Source organism: Vibrio sp. SS-MA-C1-2, from assembly GCF_021513135.1.
Lineage (GTDB): Bacteria > Pseudomonadota > Gammaproteobacteria > Enterobacterales > Vibrionaceae.
In genome coordinates this window covers 1,480,736-1,499,952 of the sequence record NZ_CP090981.1, presented here as the reverse complement: position 1 = coordinate 1,499,952, position 19,217 = coordinate 1,480,736, and the positions used below count along the sequence as shown (strand labels likewise).

Annotated in this window: 17 protein-coding genes and 1 tRNA gene; 8 read left to right on the top strand and 10 right to left on the bottom strand. The window is 36.3% G+C overall.

The features are described from left to right. Positions 1–66: 66 nt before the first annotated feature. On the bottom strand, positions 67–297 hold the full coding sequence (locus L0B53_RS11405; RefSeq protein WP_235062146.1) for a hypothetical protein: 231 nt from the start codon (positions 295–297) through the stop codon (positions 67–69). A gap of 259 nt (positions 298–556) precedes the next feature. Between L0B53_RS11405 and L0B53_RS11400 the strand changes: the two genes are divergently transcribed. Then, positions 557–1,003, top strand: a complete 447-nt coding sequence (locus tag L0B53_RS11400) for a DoxX family protein (RefSeq protein ID WP_235062145.1) — start codon at positions 557–559, stop codon at positions 1,001–1,003. Between the two features lie 193 nt (positions 1,004–1,196). Continuing rightward, positions 1,197–2,180, top strand: coding sequence for a glutathione S-transferase family protein (locus L0B53_RS11395; RefSeq protein ID WP_235062144.1), 984 nt, complete (start codon positions 1,197–1,199; stop codon positions 2,178–2,180). 199 nt (positions 2,181–2,379) lie between these two features. On the opposite strand, the gene L0B53_RS11390 is transcribed toward L0B53_RS11395, so the two are convergent. Further along, positions 2,380–3,297: a LysR family transcriptional regulator gene (locus L0B53_RS11390; RefSeq protein WP_235062143.1), complete on the bottom strand. Its 918-nt coding sequence runs from the start codon at positions 3,295–3,297 to the stop codon at positions 2,380–2,382. A 253-nt stretch (positions 3,298–3,550) separates the two neighbouring features. On the opposite strand from L0B53_RS11390, the gene L0B53_RS11385 reads away from it, so the two are divergent. Together L0B53_RS11385 and L0B53_RS11380 are read left to right on the top strand one after the other, a co-directional pair. Beyond that, complete coding sequence (locus tag L0B53_RS11385) at positions 3,551–3,757, top strand: hypothetical protein (RefSeq protein WP_235062142.1); 207 nt, start codon at positions 3,551–3,553, stop codon at positions 3,755–3,757. Positions 3,758–3,989: 232 nt separating this feature from the next. Then, positions 3,990–5,027 (top strand): AbrB family transcriptional regulator, encoded by a 1,038-nt coding sequence (locus tag L0B53_RS11380; protein WP_235062141.1) that lies wholly within the window; start codon positions 3,990–3,992, stop codon positions 5,025–5,027. A gap of 152 nt (positions 5,028–5,179) precedes the next feature. On the opposite strand, the gene L0B53_RS11375 is transcribed toward L0B53_RS11380, so the two are convergent. The 4 genes from L0B53_RS11375 to L0B53_RS11360 all read right to left on the bottom strand — a co-directional run bounded on the left by L0B53_RS11375 (position 5,180) and on the right by L0B53_RS11360 (position 10,315). Continuing rightward, positions 5,180–6,127 carry an FUSC family protein gene (locus tag L0B53_RS11375; protein WP_409202836.1) on the bottom strand — a complete coding sequence of 316 codons (948 nt, stop codon included), beginning with the start codon at positions 6,125–6,127 and terminating at the stop codon, positions 5,180–5,182. Between the two features lie 422 nt (positions 6,128–6,549). Next, positions 6,550–7,167 carry a DUF1440 domain-containing protein gene (locus L0B53_RS11370; RefSeq protein ID WP_235062139.1) on the bottom strand — a complete coding sequence of 206 codons (618 nt, stop codon included), beginning with the start codon at positions 7,165–7,167 and terminating at the stop codon, positions 6,550–6,552. A gap of 331 nt (positions 7,168–7,498) precedes the next feature. Continuing rightward, entirely contained in the window at positions 7,499–9,100 is a 1,602-nt protein-coding gene (locus tag L0B53_RS11365) for a BCCT family transporter (protein ID WP_235062138.1), read from the bottom strand. Positions 9,101–9,703: 603 nt separating this feature from the next. Then, positions 9,704–10,315, bottom strand: a complete 612-nt coding sequence (locus tag L0B53_RS11360) for a DsbA family protein (protein ID WP_235062137.1) — start codon at positions 10,313–10,315, stop codon at positions 9,704–9,706. 184 nt (positions 10,316–10,499) lie between these two features. On the opposite strand from L0B53_RS11360, the gene L0B53_RS11355 reads away from it, so the two are divergent. Together L0B53_RS11355 and L0B53_RS11350 are read left to right on the top strand one after the other, a co-directional pair. Next, positions 10,500–11,042 carry a heme NO-binding domain-containing protein gene (locus tag L0B53_RS11355; protein WP_235062136.1) on the top strand — a complete coding sequence of 181 codons (543 nt, stop codon included), beginning with the start codon at positions 10,500–10,502 and terminating at the stop codon, positions 11,040–11,042. Between the two features lie 41 nt (positions 11,043–11,083). After that, the gene (locus L0B53_RS11350; RefSeq protein WP_235062135.1) at positions 11,084–12,808 is read left to right on the top strand and encodes an ATP-binding protein; all 1,725 of its coding nucleotides are present in this window, start codon (positions 11,084–11,086) and stop codon (positions 12,806–12,808) included. Between the two features lie 44 nt (positions 12,809–12,852). Here L0B53_RS11350 and L0B53_RS11345 read toward each other — a convergent pair whose 3' ends face one another. Beyond that, positions 12,853–13,605 carry an RraA family protein gene (locus L0B53_RS11345; RefSeq protein ID WP_235062134.1) on the bottom strand — a complete coding sequence of 251 codons (753 nt, stop codon included), beginning with the start codon at positions 13,603–13,605 and terminating at the stop codon, positions 12,853–12,855. Positions 13,606–13,846: 241 nt separating this feature from the next. Between L0B53_RS11345 and L0B53_RS11340 the strand changes: the two genes are divergently transcribed. Next, positions 13,847–14,449, top strand: coding sequence for a hypothetical protein (locus L0B53_RS11340; protein ID WP_235062133.1), 603 nt, complete (start codon positions 13,847–13,849; stop codon positions 14,447–14,449). Positions 14,450–14,558: 109 nt separating this feature from the next. Here L0B53_RS11340 and L0B53_RS11335 read toward each other — a convergent pair whose 3' ends face one another. From L0B53_RS11335 to L0B53_RS11325, 3 genes are all read right to left on the bottom strand, one after another. Further along, complete coding sequence (locus L0B53_RS11335; RefSeq protein ID WP_235062132.1) at positions 14,559–16,163, bottom strand: BCCT family transporter; 1,605 nt, start codon at positions 16,161–16,163, stop codon at positions 14,559–14,561. Positions 16,164–17,029: 866 nt separating this feature from the next. Further along, positions 17,030–17,120: transfer RNA gene (locus L0B53_RS11330), tRNA-Ser, on the bottom strand. Positions 17,121–17,273: 153 nt separating this feature from the next. After that, positions 17,274–18,041 (bottom strand): 5'-methylthioadenosine/adenosylhomocysteine nucleosidase, encoded by a 768-nt coding sequence (locus L0B53_RS11325; RefSeq protein ID WP_235062131.1) that lies wholly within the window; start codon positions 18,039–18,041, stop codon positions 17,274–17,276. A gap of 324 nt (positions 18,042–18,365) precedes the next feature. On the opposite strand from L0B53_RS11325, the gene L0B53_RS11320 reads away from it, so the two are divergent. Further along, positions 18,366–19,031 (top strand): Bax inhibitor-1 family protein, encoded by a 666-nt coding sequence (locus L0B53_RS11320; RefSeq protein ID WP_235062130.1) that lies wholly within the window; start codon positions 18,366–18,368, stop codon positions 19,029–19,031. Positions 19,032–19,217 lie beyond the last annotated feature (186 nt).

Genomic DNA, 19,217 nt, shown 5'->3' with positions numbered 1-19,217 from the left:
ACAATAACTAAAATCAATATTTTCTACAAAGGAAGTCGAGATTAATAATAAATACCGTTAACAAACTTATTTTTTCTTTTTGATTTTATCCCAAATAAAATTACCAACCCCAACAAGAACAATAGTAATCACTGCAATCCCAATCGTGGTTGCCTTTGGATTTGCCACAGTAAATGATGCACCTTCTGTGACTCTAGAAAGAACAAATGCCACTAGCAAAATTTGAACTAAAATAAATGGACGTTGAATCATAATAAGACCTTCTCTTCTCGCTTTATTAATACTTATAGAACTCATCTCAAAATAAATCCTCTTCTATCTTCATAGTCTATGCTCAAATGGAACACAATTCCATAATTATCGAAATATTTTTTGTTTTATTAAAGGTAAAGAAAGATAATCATCAAAATTTTTGAACTAAAGATACAAATTTGATCGTTATTTTTTATTGTCAGCGTGGAATAAACTTCTCTTATCAAAAAAGCAAACATATGTATTACCTCTATTTGAGCGATATTTCAGCTTCAAACAGAAAATCAATTATTAAGGATCAATAATGTCTAACTCAATAATGAACAAAATCTTTTCATCTAATTCCACACTTGCACCCTTGGTTTTACGCATTCCCGTTGGTATCACTTTTATGTTGCACGGTAGTCAAAAATTATTTGGTTGGTTTGGTGGTTATGGACTTGAAGCTACTGGGCAATGGATGGCATCTATCGGTTTAGAACCTGGATATTTAATGGCACTCTTAGCCGGTGGTGTTGAGTTCTTTGGCGGCATAGTATTGATTATTGGATTACTCACTCGTCCTGCCGCATTTGGGCTTGCGATGACGATGCTTGTTGCCATTGTTACCACTCACTTAGCCAATGGATTCTTTATGTCCAATAATGGTTATGAGTTTGCTTTAGCGCTTCTTGCTGCTTCAACTTCATTAATATTTAGTGGTGCAGGAAAGGCATCCATTGATCAGTTAATCAATCAACGAGCGAATTAACTCGGAGGCAATATGACCCAAGGCTATCAAAAAGTCTCTGCATCTGAACTCTATTGTCGGCTATTCCGAGCTCAATGAAAAAGAGAGTTTCGAGATCACGGAATCAACCACTTTAACCTTTAAAGCTAAAGATCATCACGCGCACTTTATTATTATTGAAATGAAACAGTAAGCCAGAAAAAAGGAGCACAGCATGACTGAATTAAAATCCACATGGAATAGCAGTATAAAAGAAGGAGAATATCGTCGAAAAGAGTCTCAATTTCGCCATTGGATAACCGATGATGGCAGTGCTGGACCCACGGGTGACGCCGGATTTAAAGCAGAAGCAGACCGATATCATCTCTATGTTTCTTTGGCTTGCCCTTGGGCTCATCGTGCATTAATTTTTCGTCAATTAAAAGGACTTGAAGCACTAATTACTGTCAGTGTTGTTCACCCTGATATGCATGGTAATGGTTGGAGTTTTACGCATAATATAGAATCTGAGGCTGAATTTGAAACCACTGGCGATACACTATTTCATGGTCAATTTCTTTCTGAGCGTTACCGTCAAAATGTGCCTGACTATAACGGTGTAGTCAGTGTTCCTCTGCTTTGGGATAAGAAATTACAAGTTGCGGTCAATAATGAATCGTCAGAAATCATTAGAATGTTCAACTCCGCATTTAATGATTTAACGGGCAATATGGATGACTATTACCCGGAAGAGTTACAACCTGAAATCGATAAAATTAATGAACTCGTTTACCATACGGTGAATAACGGTGTTTATAAATCAGGGTTTGCGACAAGCCAAGAAGCTTATGATAAAAATGTCACTCCGCTTTTTGAAAGCTTAGAATATCTTGATCAATTACTGGGTACACAACGCTATTTGGTTGGATCTACATTAACGGAAGCAGATTGGCGATTATGGACAACCTTGATACGATTCGATTCGGTTTACCATACTCATTTCAAATGTAATTTAAAGCTATTAAAAGAGTTTGATAATATTTACCACTACATGATTGAGCTATATCAAATGCCCAATATTGCCAAAACCGTCAACATGGCACACATTAAACGTCATTATTATGCCAGTCATTTAGCGATTAATCCTTATGGTATTGTCCCCGCTGGACATCAACAAGATTGGTCTATTCCACATAACCGAGAAAAAATGAGTGATTAATCTTTTATATTCTCAGTCTATCTGCGATATCAGTGATACCTAAAATAATTGGCGTTGCTAGTTGGCGGCAAGTGAATGAGGCCCCATGAGTATAGGTGTACTATATGATTGGGCCGAGCAAGTGCAGCCATTTTTGTTATAAACCTAGCCTAGCAACTTCAACTATGAAGGGTATAGGCTGAATTAATTAGCCTTTGAATCAGCCAACTGATTGAATAAGTAATTCCTGACAATTGGCCGTCTTAAGTTTATTTATAAACCAAGCGAGTGCCTTTCCTTTATTCTTTTTATTCCAAATAGCGTAGAGCTCGCTTTCTCTTGCTTCTCCTTTTTCAACCAATAATGTGACTAACTCACCCGATACTAATTCATCTGATATACGATGCATCGGCAAGTAACCCACACCCATTCCTTTAGCTTGTAGTGCTATTTTAGTCTCAATATTGGGGACGGTAATACGAGGCTGTCCATCTAGTAAGCCCACTGAACTTAACTTTAAAACTCTTGAACTATCGGCAACAACAATAGAGGGGTATTGTTTAATACTCTGAAGTGACAGTGGTTGTTGTTCTAAACAAAGAGGATGGGATTTTGCCACGGTAAAAAGAAAATGAACATTTCCAAGCTTATAACTTTCAAAATTTTTATCGCGAGTATCCCCTGTTGCACCAAGTACTAAATCGCAACGATGACTTGCAAGTGCATCCCATGTTCCACCAAAAGATTCTTCGAGTACTTTAATATCTACCCAAGGATATGCAGCGCGGAATTCAGAAATGAGTCGATATATGGGTTCGCTTCTGAGCACCGAATCAATCGCAATACTCAACTCCAGCTCCCACCCATCGGCTGACTGTTTCGCTCTATTTGTAAGTTCTTCTGTGGCAATTAAAATCAGTCTTCCCTGTTCTAATACCATTTTTCCAACATCGGTTAATTCTGCTTTTCGTTTGGTTCGATCAAACAATTTAACACCAAGATCATCTTCCAACTTATTAACCGTATAAGAGATAGCTGACGGGACACGAAAGAGTGCATCTGCCGCTGCAGCAAAACTTTTCTTTTTCTCAATGGCATCTAAAACTCTTAATGCATCAAGGGTGATTGGCGATTCCATCGATAAACCTTCATTGTGATTTTTATCGATTAATTATGGCAAAGTCAGCTTAAATAAAATAGAGTCGCAACTAAAAATTAAAGAGGCAGTGACATTTTATTTTTTATAAAACAACAAGATATTGAGCCAGATTAAAGTAATTACAATTTAATGTTCCAATGAATCTCTATCAAGATATTTCTATTGCAAATATGCGCATAGTTATTTTAATATTCAAATTTTCTCAATTTAGTTCATATAATTAGGAAATGACATGTTTAATAAAATAACAAATAAAAAGACTCAAGACATTGATTTTGAAAATTTAATCATCGAACTAAAGGAAGTGATAGCCCATCACTATCAATCAAAAGAAGTCGAGTTTTCTCATATTGAAACTCAGGATGAAGTAACTAAACTCTGTTTCAATGTAGAAAATGAAGAACCAGTTTCATTCAATTTCTGTAAAAAATCAGCTTAATGACACCGCTATAATCCGCGATGCTTTCGTAAAAACGGGTGTCGCAGTCTATTTTAAAACCTAAGATAAAAAATTCCCATTGACTTTGCTAGTCGACTGTAAATAAATAGGTTTTCTACATTTTCCACTGAAATTGTGGAAAACTTTTTTCTCATTTATACCTAGGTAAATCCTCAAAATAATGCCTACCGTGGTAATATACAATCTCCCATATTTAAAGGATTAAATATTCATGCTGTTTTTAATAACAACAATTACCATTGCAATGTTTGGTGCGTATCTAGGTCTCTTAACAACGTTACCTCTTGCCCACCTATTTGGTGCTGCCCTTGCTGTTATTACTTATTTAAAGGTATCGAATAAACAAATCACACTGCCCAAACCATTCATCACTATTATTCAACTCTTCCTTGGGCTTAGCATTGGCATTACCGTCGATATATCGACATTATTAACGGCATTTTCACCAATTATTATTGTCGGGTTACTACTTTGTATCATCAGCCAAATCACCGTGAATTACTTTTGGCTAAGTAGAATAGAGAAATGGAACCCTTTTGATTCTTTGTTAGGTTCAATTCCAGGGGCATTAGGCGCAATAATTTCCGTTGTTGAGGAGCGAGGAGCGCCCGCTGAAAAAATTATTTTCTCCCATTCGGTTAGATTATTGATTTTAGTCTGTTTAGCTGGGTTTATCGCGCAAGCGTCGCCCCCAACAAATATCGTCACTCACTTTCAGTCGCAATATATTATTGATTTAATTTGTATCTTAATAGTAAGCCTATTGGGTGGTAACTTATTAAAACGTATAAAAATTCCTGCTTCTTATATTTTATCTAGTTTAATCACCACTATTCTTTACCTTCATATTTTCTCAATTAACGATATGATTTTACCCCCAGAGTTTATGTTGATCATCACTGCAATTTTAGGCCTTATTATTGGGGTAAGATTAGCGGATACAACGCTAAAAAATGCAATCAAATACTCAAAATCAGGCATAATTATTACTTTACTTGCTGTTTTAGTTTCAGTGATATTTGCTTTACTTTTTTCATCGTTAACTGGATTAGATTGGAAGGTTCTTCTATTAGCTTGGTTACCAGGCAGTGTTGAGGCAATGGTTGCTGTTGCGCTATTATTGAATTTAGAAGCCGCCTTTGTTGCAATCAATCATGTAATGCGTCTGCTGGTATTGTTCTTTTTACCTTTGATATTCAAAAAACAATTACAGACAATGGACTCGATTAATCAAGTTAATGAGTCTTGATTGGACGATACCTAAAATAATTGGCGTGGCTAGTTGGCGAACGAGTACAGTCAACAACCTAGCGACTTCAAGTATGAGGAATATACCTAAAGTAATGAAGGTTGCGAGTAAGTTAAGCTAGCAATTCCTATTAAGAAAGAGTAAATCTACTTTTAAATTAATTGATGTTGTTTTAATACCGCTGAAATATGAGCATCCATTTTTCTAAATTCATCAACAAGTTGAATGTTTAACCACAGATAACTTTGCGACGACAAGGTGAGATCTGTTTTATGGATATGGCTTATCTCATTTAATTCAACAATCAACAAAGAAAATCTCTGCTTATCCATCTGATTCTCACTTGTTCCGGTTGTTAATAGCTTAATTAACTGGCTAAACTCAACAACTATTTGTTGTTGGTATCCGACTAAAGTATCGTATAAATGACTAGGCAGCCTTTCCTGTTGCTTATTCAATTGAGGCATGAGTTCTAATATATGAAGAATATTTTTTAAACTAAGTTGAATTCCATCAATGAAATCAGGCTTTATTTTTGTCTCTTTTACTACCGCTGAATTAAGCTCTTGAATTTTAGTCAAATATTTCATTAATTTTTGACGATCTGTAGAAGATTGAATGCTACTGTCTGCAAATAAATGATACTGTTTTTGATACTCTTGTAAAATATGAATAATGCGAATTCGCCAATGAATAAACGCATTTTGCGGAATAATCTGACAAAAAATAAGTGCTAATATACTCCCAATTAAAATATCTACTCCTCGCCATACGCCAATCGCAAAACCTTGATGTCCCTGAGAACCAATAACAAAAACAGAAGTAATCCCGCATATAACACCAATTTGGGAATATTTACCAACAGAGAGATAAGCACAGATAAAAATAATGATAACAAACCAAACTATCATTAACGTAGATGAAAGTGTGGAGAGATAAAGGGCGATAGCGCAAGAGGCTAATCCACTTAATGTTCCAATAATTAAATTTGAAGTTTTAAGAAGAATATTACCCAAATATGACGTCGGAAGTAATATCGCCAATAAGGTAGCTAAAATCCAGCCTGTTTTTGCCATATCCAAATGACTCTTAAAAATCATCAATACTATATATGTCACTAAAAAGGCAAGAATAACATGCAGACTATGAATCAATCGATAGTGATTAAAAGAGAGGTAGTTGAGTTTTGAGATAGTGATACTTTTCATTTGGATTTTTAATACGTATTATTTTTCCTTTAACAAGTATATCCTCAATTCTTTTTATTACAGGTTTATCTCCTCTAAACTTAAATCATATATACCCTCCATACTTGAAGTCGCTAGGTTGTTGGCGTCGCTCATTCACCTCAATCATAGAGTATACCTATACTCATGGGGACTCATTCACTTGCCGTCTACTAGCAACGCCAATTATTTTAGGTATAAACAAAAAACCACCAATATGACCACTCTTTAAATTAAGAGGATATTGGTGGTTTTATTATCACTTCAAATTTACCGCTTCAAACTTACAGTTTCAATTAACGAAACTTAGTATCTAAAGGAATTTCCGCATCAGGTTCATGTGTCATACGGTTACGTAGATCACGACGGATAATTTCAATCGACCAGAACCAAATTAGGTGACCAACAATTTCAGAAATCCACTCATAAGTAGGTAAATCTGTTAGCGGTGGTGTTAAGTGCATTAATGGGAAAGAGACCATATGTACAAAGAATTGAGCTAATGCACCAGCAAGTAAACCCTGCCATAACTTAAATTTAGGGAAGACTTCAACAACGAGACAGTAACCAATACCAAATACAATAGAGAAGGTAATATGCGTAACGCCAACCCAGTTAAATACGTGACCAGCAAAAGTATAAACAGCTGCATTTGGATCCGCAACATGTAACCAATCTCGTAAGAAAACGTACGGAGGATTTAAAAAGTTTCTTGAACAATCAATCTGATCAGCCGCACGAATTAACTTTTCAGGGATACAACCCGCATTCCACATATCAAATGGACTACGTGGTGCTAATGGATTTTCTGCTCCCCATTTTACAAAAGCAGAAACGATACCACTAATTAAACCAATAAATGCTGCTATTAGATAGTGTCTTCTTGATGGATCAGTTTGCTGGAAAAATTTCATTATTTGTTACTCAAAAATGTAAATAAACGTTGGCAGTAATAATTTCAAAATTAATAATTATTGCTGCCCCCAAAAGATAGATACTACTATATGGGTATATTCGTGTTATTTATATGTTTCATTTATAAACCTAATTTTTCACTGCAATGTAAATTAATATTGCATTTTTATTGGTTAGTTAAGTCTTACTTAACCTACTGTTTTGTATAATTTATACCTATTTAGTCTCAATTTTTAACCATAAAAAAAGCCCGATAGATAAATTTTCTATCGAGCTTAGTCTTGATTTTTTAAGTAATTTACACTCGTATATTGAGTGTCATATCGCCGATTACGCTAACTTATTGGTCACTGGTGCTTTTTCTCGCTCCGTTAGCATACCTTTCACTAAACTCACACAACCAATTAAAAGAATAATGGTAAATGGTAGTGCGGCAATAATGGTAATTGACTGTAACGCCTGAATTGATTGTGTACCACCAATCCACAACATCACCATTGCAATCAGGCCAGAGATAATCGCCCAAACCACTTTCTGTGCAACCGGTACTTCTAATTTTCCACCCGCCGTCATGCTATCAATAACAATTGAACCTGAATCTAATGTTGTGACAAAGAACACAATAATCAATGTAATAGCAATTAGCGAAAGAATATTACCCATTGGATAAGCATCTAACATATAGAATAAGCTCAATGACACATCAGTAATACCTTGATCGATGCCTAACTGGCCCATTTTGTCGATAACTTGCTCAATTGCAACACCACCAAAAATAGACATCCAAGCCGTTGTTACTAATGTTGGAATAATCATGACACAAACAAGGAACTCACGAACGGTACGCCCTTTTGAAATACGCGCTACAAACATACCAAAGAACGGTGCATATGCTACCCACCAAGCCCAGTAGAATACAGTCCAGCCATGTAACCAAGTCGTATCTTCACGACCACTGGTTTGACTCAATGGGATGATATTTTTCACATATCCCACAACAGCTGTCGCAACTGAATCAAGAACCGTAGTAAAGTTCAACACAGCAATAAAGCCTAAGAATACAAATGCGATAACCATGTTCAAGTTACTTAAGAACTTAACACCGCCATCCATACCACGTAATACCGAAATAATCGCCAGCCCCATGATCAGTACAATAACTAATTGCTGAAGGAATAAATTATTTTCGAAACCGAAGACATAACTGATACCACTTGCAGCCTGAGTACCACCTAAGCCTAATGATGTTGCAAGACCAAATAAGGTAACAAGTACTGTCATCACATCGATAACATCACCGGTTCTACCCCAAACACGATCACCTAGAATTGGGAAGAAAACCGAACGCATAGAAAGAGGAAGACCTTTGTTATAAACAAAATATGCTAAACAAAGTGCTGCCATGCCATAAATAGCCCAAGCATGTAATCCCCAGTGGAAAACAGTCGCACCCAATGCGGCTTCACGCCCAGCTTCCGTGTAAGCTTCTGCATTTAGAGGCGTACCAAACCAGTTAGTAAAGAAAGCAGTTGGTTCTGCAACCCCCCAGAAAATCAGTCCAATACCCATACCTGCTGCAAACAGCATCGTAATCCATGACATGGTTGAATATTCTGTTTTTGCTTCATCACCACCAAGGCGAATTTTACCTAGAGGTGAAAATGCTAAACCGACAGCAAAAAGTAAAAATAAGTTGGCTCCCCACATAAATAAGAAGTCAAAATTTGAAAGTACGGCGCCTTTAACTGAGTCAATGGCCGCTTTGGCATCTGCGGGATTTAATACTAAGAGGGTAACAATAAAAAGAATGGATAAGCCTGCAGAAGCAGTAAAAACTGTGTTGTGGACGTCTAAGCCCCATTTGTTGATGTTATCTTGACCAACTTGATAATCTGTAGATTCAATACTATATTTTTTTGATTTAAAACTCATAAACTAGAGGCAAACATATTCGATTTTACGAATATAAAGACCAACTCCATAGTCAATTAATATTCAATTAGGCGGCTCATATCATACAAAAAATATGATAAAAAAATTTCTTTTATAAGAAAAATCTTGGCTTCTCACCCAATCTCCACGTTCATAATCTAACATAATCAGAATTAAACTGCTAATTTAAATTCTTAGCCTAAATTCATCAAGAAATAATAAAACATTATTTCATACTAAAAAACTTAACTTTATACAAATATATTAACCCTGAAATCTCAATATATAACAACCAAAAAATATACCACTTAAACAGTTGATTAATAACAAATAAATCATAAAATCTAGGCGAGATAAAATTAATAATAAAATTAGATAATATTAAAATAAAAAAGTTGTTTAAATATGTTAAAGCACGAAATTTTCTCTGTGTAATTTAACGGGAATTCTAGTCAGATATCAGAGAGGAAATTCAGATTATGATATATTCAATGTGACAAATTTTAAGGTTTCTAGCCCCCTTTTTTCAGATACAACAAATCAATTAACCATATATAAAAAAGGGGAAAGTGATAGCTTAAATAACAACCGCTAAAACACGTTTTATATTAGTTGTTTTATTTTATCTATTGTTGATTTTGAGTTGATATAATCAAGAGGTAACGATAAAAACTGACCGTTAAAGTCAACAATTAATGATGGGAAGGAATTACCACCAATAGAACGAGCAAATTTCAGTTCATCACCAAACTCTTGATTCAATGTTTCTGAGTAATAATCCAGTTTAAAACACTCAATATCTAACGCTATCGAAGCCGCGGCTGCAATCAATATTTCATCATCACTCGGGTTTTTTGCTTGTAAATAATAGGCTTCTTGAATAGCCGCATACATCTGCAATTCTCTATCTTGTTTCCTAGCAGCCAAAACCGCACGACAAGAAGGATAAGTTGAACGGCGAGGAGTGTTTAATTGCCAAAATTGATGATTAAACTCTGTCCCCAGTTTTTCTGTTATGGTATACCAATAACTTTCTATCGCTTGTCGTTGCTGGATTGGCATTGGTTGATCTGAATCTGGCGCTAATCCTCCCAGTACATAAATAACGTCACACTGCTTCGGTAGTTGTGCTTTGATTTTCTGCCACGTTGGTTTAAACCCCCAACACCAAGCACACATTGGATCATAGACATAATAAAGTTTAATTTGACTCATCTTCTTACTCCTTTCAATTCAATTATCATCGATAACAAATAGATAATAAGAGCGTAACATAAGAGTTTATCTTAAATCTTGAGTTTCCTTCTATTATTGCCTATTTTTATGAAAGAGATATGCATACTGATCCACCTTTGCTTTTACTGGTTTAACAAGTTTAGTCATGTAATAAGGGATATATATGAAAGGTATAATTTTTACTGAGTTTATGGATCTCGTAGAGCAGACATTTGGGCTCGATATTTTAGATAAAGTCTTAGACGACGCCAAAGATGAAGGGATCTATACATCCGTAGGGAGTTATGATCATCGTGATCTGGTTAAATTAATTATCCATTTAAGTAAAACGACCAACATATCTCCTGAACAGCTTCAAGAGGTATTTGGTGAAGCCGTTTTTTTAAATTTGTTAAATACAGTGCTGCCCGATATTCAGTTAAGAGAGAGTGACTCTTGCTTCCAGTTTATTCGTCATGTTGAAGAGTATATTCATGTTGAAGTCAAAAAACTCTATCCTGATGCAAAGCCTCCTTGTTTTAAGTTTATCTCAGAAAATGAAACACAATTAGTGATGGAGTATGCCAGCGCTCGCTGTATGTCCCATGTCTGTTTAGGCTTAATAAAAGGGTGTGCTAAACATTTTAACCAAAAGGTTGACGTTCAATTGGACCCCGTCACTCAAGATGGCAGCCAAGTACAATTTACTATCACCTTGATTAACTAACTGATTGAGCTAGTTTGAGCCCGATCTAAATGGCTAAAATTATGAGTGAAATTGACAATACGCCGTCACCCAAAGCCTTGATGCGAAAAATCGCACGTGAGTCGGGTGCTCGTAAGCAAGCAGAGCAACTACTAGAACAAAAAAGTCGCGAGCTTTTCGATAGTAATAAGCAACTCGAATTAGCCATTCAACAGTTAGAGAAATCATCGGCTGAAAATTTAATTAAACTCGACTTTCAGCAGAATATTGATAAGTTATTGATCTATTTTGGTCGTGTCTTCCTAAATACCAATATTGATGATCACTTATTAACTCGCTTTATATCTCGTTTACAAGAAAATAGGCTCATTACAGGTGCCAAATTAACGGTTAATCCCAACCTAGGATTAGAACTACATCACCGCTTTTATGGCGGTGAAAAGTTTCATACCCCTTCTATTTCACAACTGAATCCACAATGGCAAGATGGTGAGTTATTTCTTCCTTTAATAATTAATGACGAACAAATTGGAACGTTGACGGTCGAAGTCTCTACAGAGTTTATCGAAGCCGAATTTGTAGAAGGATCACTAAAATTAGTCAGTGATATATTATCTTCAGCACTGAATCGGCAACACGTTATTTATCGCAATATTGAATCGCGTAAGATGGCAGAAAAATCTGAACGTTCAACTCGAGATTTCTTAGCGATGATAAACCATGAGTTAAGAACGCCACTCAACGGTTTGTTAGGCAGTTCCGAATTACTCAAAGAGTCACCTCTCAACTCAGAACAACAGCTTCTACTTAATAATATATCCCAATCAGGGGAATTATTACGTGCCATTATCAATGATCTCCTTGATTACAGTAAGATTAACTCTGGTGTCTTTGAGTTGATTATGGGTAACTTCAAACTTAACGCCCTACTTCAAACTATCGACAGTATTTTTCAATCTAAAGCAAAAGAGAAAGGCATTCAGCTCATTATTATTAATCATTGTCCACAAGCGATGATTTTACAGGGAGACCTTGAACGTTTAACTCAAATTATGGTCAACTTAATCGGCAATGCGGTTAAGTTCACTGATAAAGGTTCAGTCACCATAAGTCTAAGCTGGGAAAGTGAAAGACTTAACTTTGCCGTCAAAGATACCGGCATTGGAATCAGTAAAGAGGCACAAACGAAACTTTTTCGACCCTTTACTCAAGTCGATCGTTCTAGCTCCCGAAACTATGAAGGGACAGGACTTGGACTGGCTATCTGTCTGCAATTAGTTCAATTAATGGAGGGAGAGATTTCATTAACCAGCAAGGTTGATCAAGGTAGCGAATTCTTTGGTTCAATTCCGATTAAAAAAGGAGTACTTGAAGAGACGGATTTACAGATCGCCAATCCCCTTCAGCCAATCACTTTTGAGCATCTCTCACTCCTTGTTGTAGAGGATGTAAAAATGAACCAAATCGTCATCAAACGTATGTTAGGTAAATTAGGTATCACACCAGACTTAGCCATCAATGGAGTAGAAGCAATATCTTATTGCGAAAATAACACCTATGATCTGATTTTAATGGATTGCCGAATGCCAGAAATGGATGGATTCGAGGCGACATCTACCTTGAGGTCACAAGATTTTAGCAAGCCGATTATTGCACTGACAGCGGGAACAACATTACCAGAACGGGAGCAATGTATAGAATCAGGGATGGATGATATTTTGACTAAACCCTACAATATTGAGGATTTGCGAGCAATGTTAACAAAATGGGGATCTACACACCAATAGTCAGCATCAAAACCAATCCCCAACAGCTTTACCTTCTAATTAACTCAACAAAGACGATCATTCGACTCGACCAACTTCGTTACCTCTTTTCGCGCTTCTTCCATTGCTAAACGCCACTCTTTTAGCTCATCAACCGTTGGCATTCGTTGATCTTCTATCGCTTGCCGACATGGTGTTAAAACAGGCATTTCTGCCGCGATTATCCGCTCACAAGCCAAATGGATCACGGAGAGAAATTGAGGTGGAATAACAACCACGCCATGATGATCGCAAAACAATAAATCACGAGGGTTAACAACTAATCCACCAACCAAGACAGGACAATTAGAAGTCTCTACATGAATATAAGCATGACTCGACATCACGTATTTTGAGTACATTGAAAAGCCTAAATTAGCACACTCTTTAATATCTCGAACCCCACCTTCTGTTAATGTTCCAACAGAACCTAGAGATTTATGAACCGTGGCTTGAACTTCCCCCCAAAATGATCCAATGGGTTCTGGGTCGATATCCTGAATGACAGCAATCGTTGGCTTACTCATTTCACGGACATGATGATAATAGTCCATTAATGGAGCAATCTTGTCGCCTTTTCCTGCTAATTGAGCACTGACTTTTGCGGTCGCTGCGTAACCAACCATTGGCACTTGATAAACACCTCCTGTTCTCGGCAGCATCCCAGGCTTCATAAAACCACCCAGCCGATCCCCCGTTAAGGCTTCTAATGCATTACAGACGGTTGGTACATCAAATTTCTTTAATTCATCAATCCATTGCTGAGTAACTATATCCATGTTTTCCCTGCTATAAAATTTGAGTGGATTTTAATATATATGAACTAAGCTAAATTCATTTTCATTTAATGTAAAAGTAATTGTTACAAAATTGTTAAGTTGAACCGGTTTTTTGTTGAATTAAAACGTAAATAAGCCAAATTACGATTTAAATTTTTTTTAGTTTATATTATCAATAGGCTAGATATAATATCGTTGTTAATGTCACTGAAGTATCGTTAACCAACAGTAAGGGCAAGGATTGAATATTAAATTGTTAACCATTGGGTTGAGTATTGTTTTACTCGCAGGCTGCTCCACTGCTCCACCTAAAAATCAAGAGGATATCTGTGAGATCTTCCGTGAAAAATCAGGTTGGTATGATGATGCTACAGATATGGAAGATGAATGGGGTACGCCAATTAATGTTGCGATGGCCATTATAAAACAAGAGAGCAGCTATCGCCATGATGCCCGACCACCTAAAGATTATGTATTAGGCTTTATTCCTTGGGGAAGAGTCAGCAGCGCTTATGGTTACGCTCAAGCTCAAGATCCTGCTTGGGAAGACTTTCAAAAAGCGACTGACCAGGGTGGATCGAGGACTAGTTTTGATGACGCTATGATGTTTGTTGGTTGGTACACTCATGAAACTCGTCGCCAATTAGGTGTTTCATTATGGGATCCTTACAACCAATATCTAGCTTATCATGAAGGTCGCGGCGGCTATAAACGTGGCAGTTATAAAGGCAAACCAACGCTAATTCGGATTTCTCGCAAAGTAGAAAAACAAGCTAAAACCTATGGCTGGCAATTAAAGCAATGTCGTGAAGAATTAGAAGATAATCGCAGTTGGTTCTTTTAGCGTTACTTGTTAATAAAAAATAACGTTATCTCATCGAAAAAAGCCTGGTCACTCTCTAAATATCTAGAGGTGAATCAGGCTTTTATTTTTACTGTGATTGAAAAATGACTTAACGATTCATTTTCAATGCTGATCTTTTATATTCAGGCATTTCAGATAACAGCCCTTTGGTTAAACTGACACACATCATTAATAACACAAAGGCAAAAGGAAGTGCTGTTGCCACAACCCCAGATTGCAATGCTTGAAGTGCATCTTTACCACCAACCCAGAGCATAACAGCCGCTATCGCACCACCAATACACGTCCAAAAAACGCGTTGTGGCGCAGGTGAATCGACCTTACCGCCCGCTGTAATACTATCAATAACTAAAGCACCAGAGTCTGCTGAAGTAACAAAGAACACAAGAATTAAAGCAATTGAAAGAACAGAAAGCACCGAGCTAAACGGTAATGCATCAAAGACATAAAAGAGCGTCAAAGAGATATCCGTTAATCCATTAGCACCAAGCAGACCTATTTTATTCACGACTTGATCAATAGCAATACCACCAAAAATGGACATCCATATCAACGTTACAGACGTTGGAATTAAAACAACGGCAATTAAGAATTCACGGACTGTACGACCTTTAGAGATACGCGCAATAAACATCCCAACAAATGGTGACCATGATATCCACCAAGCCCAATAGAATACAGTCCAGCCATGCATCCAACTGATATCTTCACGTCCATTAGGACTACTTAGTGTGATGAAGTTAGCTGCATAACTGGTTAACGTTTCCCAAATAGACGGTAATACGGTACGCCAGCCAACTATCGTAATGAAAACTAATAATCCAAAAGCGGCAACCATATTAATATTACTTAATAGTTTAACACCACCATTAATCCCTCTAATTACAGAAATTGAAGCAATAATAGTGACAATGGCAATAATCACTAGTTGTAAACCAATGCCACCTTCTAAACCGAAGACATGGTTCAAGCCGCTCGTTGCCTGTTGAGCCCCTAAACCAAGAGATGTCGCTAAACCAAACAACGTAGATAATACAGCCAAAATATCAATAACATGACCTAACCATCCCCAAGATCGATCACCAAATATAGGGTAAAAGGTAGAACGAATAGAGAGAGGTAGACCTTTGTTATAAGCAAAGAATGCGAGTGATAAGGCAACGATGGCATAAATACTCCAACCATGTAGCCCCCAATGGAAAATAGTCGCGCCTAATGCAAGTGATTTAGCCTCTTCACTATAAGCTTGGACGTTTAATGGTGTTCCCCACCAATCCGTAAAGTATGCAACAGGTTCTGCAACACCCCAGAATAAGAGTCCAATCCCCATACCAGCAGCAAAAAGCATCGCTAACCAAGATAAGCGGCTGTGCTCAGCATTCGCATTTTTACCACCAATACGAATTTTACCTAATGGTGAAAGAATAAGAAGAAATGCAAAAAGAAGAAATAAGTTGGTTGACCACATAAAGAACGAATCAAATTGTTCTATGATGCTATTTTTGACTGCATTCAGGGAAGTTAAAGCAATTTCAGGTCCAACATATAATAGGCTGGCTAAAGTAAGTATAATTAAAATCGCACTGGTTCCAAATACTGGATTATGTATATCAAAACCCCATTTTTGGATATTATCTTGACCAACTTCATAGTCAGTCGTTTCTATACTGTATTTTTTATTTTGATTACTCATGTATATTAAATTAGGTTGTTTTCAGCATCTAAAAATAGCCACCAAAGTAACAACAGAACATACCTCCGTTTAGGTTCCGCATAAAATCATGCGGGGATATACTAACAAAAAAATTAAACTTAACAACAAGCAATGATGCTATTAAATATGAATAGTAAATTTCATTGTGATTTACACAACATTGGAAATAGTATATCCGCAATAAAATATTAAAAATAAAAAACACAAAAAAGCCACACAACAAAAATGAAAATAACAATAAAAAACAACAAATTAGATTAACCCAGCTTTCCATTATCAAATTGAAAAATATAGATAAATTTCAAAAAAAACATTTTAAGTACACGATGAAAAATAAAAATTAAAAAATTCGTATATTTTATTTTTATGTCTACTTTTTATTAAAAGCATCAAATAAACCAGCCGATATCAACAATTAAAATATGGTTATTATATCTATTTACTACTTCCTCGCATTGATTAAAATATACCTCAGATCTGATTCCATATAGAGTCATTAAAAATAACCATAAGATGAGTTTAAATTAAGTTTTAAAGTTCCAGACCTAAAATAATTAGAGTTGCAAACAAACACAGCCAACAGCCGAGCAACATCAAGTAATAAAAGTAATAAAAGTAAATATGGATGAGGTCAACGGATATGACCAACAATCTAACAGTTTCAAATATGAAGGATATACCAGTGATATAACAGAGATAGCGGCAGGGATTAATCAAAGAGACTCAATAAATAAAAGATCATTCTAACAAGTATACTTGGCTAAAAGATTACTTTTTAGATGAGTTCACAGTCATTCCGATAAAACGCAAAAAAGCCACTGATAAATCAGTGGCTTTTTTAAATGTGGCGGAGAGATAGGGATTTGAACCCTAGAAGGGCTACAAACCCTTGCCGGTTTTCAAGACCGGTGCTTTCGACCACTCAGCCATCTCTCCGCGGAACAGGGCGAATAATACGGAGTTCTTATTCTATTGTAAATAGTTTTTTTACTACTTTAAATCAAGTGACTAAAAATAGATCAAACTACCGCTTTTTTAAGCAAGAAATCGGCTAATCATCCACCTCTACCTCGAAAAGCATAAGTGACACTACAGACCTTGTAGCATTTTTAATGTAATTGCTGCAGAGTTATCCGCCGTTGCTTTTTTCAGTTCACTATAAACCATATGAGCAGAACCATCCGCTTTATCTGAAATTGTTCGAATGACAACAAAAGGGACGTTAAAGTTAAATGCTGCTTGAGCAACAGCTGCGCCTTCCATCTCTACGGCCATTGCATTGAATTCAGTATAAAGATGATGAACAACCTCTTTATTGGCAATAAATTGATCACCTGTTGCAATCACGCCTTGGTAAACCGCATGTTTTTCTGTCGAATCTTGAACTACTGCACTTGCTGCATCAAACGCAATTTTATTTAATGCTTTGTCACTATAGAAAAAACGGTCATCATATTCAGGAAGTAGACCTTTTGGACGGTTAAATGCCGTTAAGTCAACATCGTGTTGTACAAGTCCTGTAGAGACAACCACATCAAGCGGATTTAATTTAGGATCAACGGCTCCCGCAATGCCTGTGAAGATGATTTTATCGGCATTAAACTCACGAATAAGCACAGTCGTCGTAATAGCAGCATTGACTTTCCCCACCCCTGAACGAGTCACAACGACATTTTTATCTTCAATCATTCCGGTATAATAGCTGTGTCCACCAATTGTCTTCTCTTGGCTATTCTGAATACTAGGAAGTAAAGCTTCAATTTCAACATCCATCGCTCCCATTATCGCAATCGTTTGCGTAGCGTGAGCAAAAAAAGAGGTACTAAATAAAATAAAAGATAAAAGGTATTTTTTCATTGGGGTAATTTCCATATTACTGATTGAGAAGCCGAACAGTGTATAGATTTTTTCAATAAAGTGAACCAAATTAGCCTGTAGGTTGTATAATTTGTTATAAACTATTATTTATAAAATGATAATTTGTGAACCATCAGCGAGTTGAAACATTCTTTTACAAAATGGCTATCACAACCTTTAGAATATTGAGTATCATTGCTAATAGACTTATCACAAATAATCAACAAGCCATTTATTATTAGAGGTTGAAAATTGAACTTTTGACCCCATAAATGTCTTAATACTTAGTTAGATTTAATAATAAAACCCTAAAGGGGGAGTAATATGTCAGATCGTATAGTTTCACATGGTTCTTCAGGCCAGAGTGTACTTGCTACCAATAAGGTGCTTCGTAATACCTATTTCCTTTTATCGTTGACACTATTATGGTCAGCGGCAATTGCAGGTATCTCAATGGCACTTAACCTTCCTCGTCCAGGGTTAATCATTATGCTAGTCGGCTTTTACGGCTTACTTTTCTTAACGGAAAAAAACCGTGACTCTGGATTAGGTATTGTCTTTACGTTCCTATTTACCGGTTTCTTGGGCTATACCTTAGGGCCAATCCTAAACATGTATGTTAGCGCGGGTCTTGAAGAGTCTATCATGTTAGCTCTTGGTGGTACTGCATTAACGTTCCTAGCATGTTCAGCTTACGCACTAACAACTAAGCGTGACCTCTCGTTCTTAAACGGTATGCTACTTGCTGGCTTCATCGTATTAGTGATCGGTGTCGTTGCGAACATCTTCCTACAGCTTCCTATGCTTTCATTAGCAATTAGTGGCTTATTTGTCCTTTTCTCTACCGGTTCAATTCTTCTGACCACTCAGTCGATTGTACGTGGTGGCGAGACAAACTACATCTCAGCAACCATTACGCTGTATGTATCAATCTACAATCTATTTATCAGCCTACTTTCAATTCTAGGTATTATGGGTAGTGACGATTAATTACCACTTTAGAAAATATTCTAATATGTAATTAATTATGGATAATAAAAGCCAACAGAGTTAACTAGCGATAGTTAATAATGTTGGCTTTTTTGTGCTTTTTATTCACTAAAAACACCGAGCTCAACTTGAATAAAACGTTTAAAGATAAGTATGACTATTTCTAATCATACAGACATAAAAAAA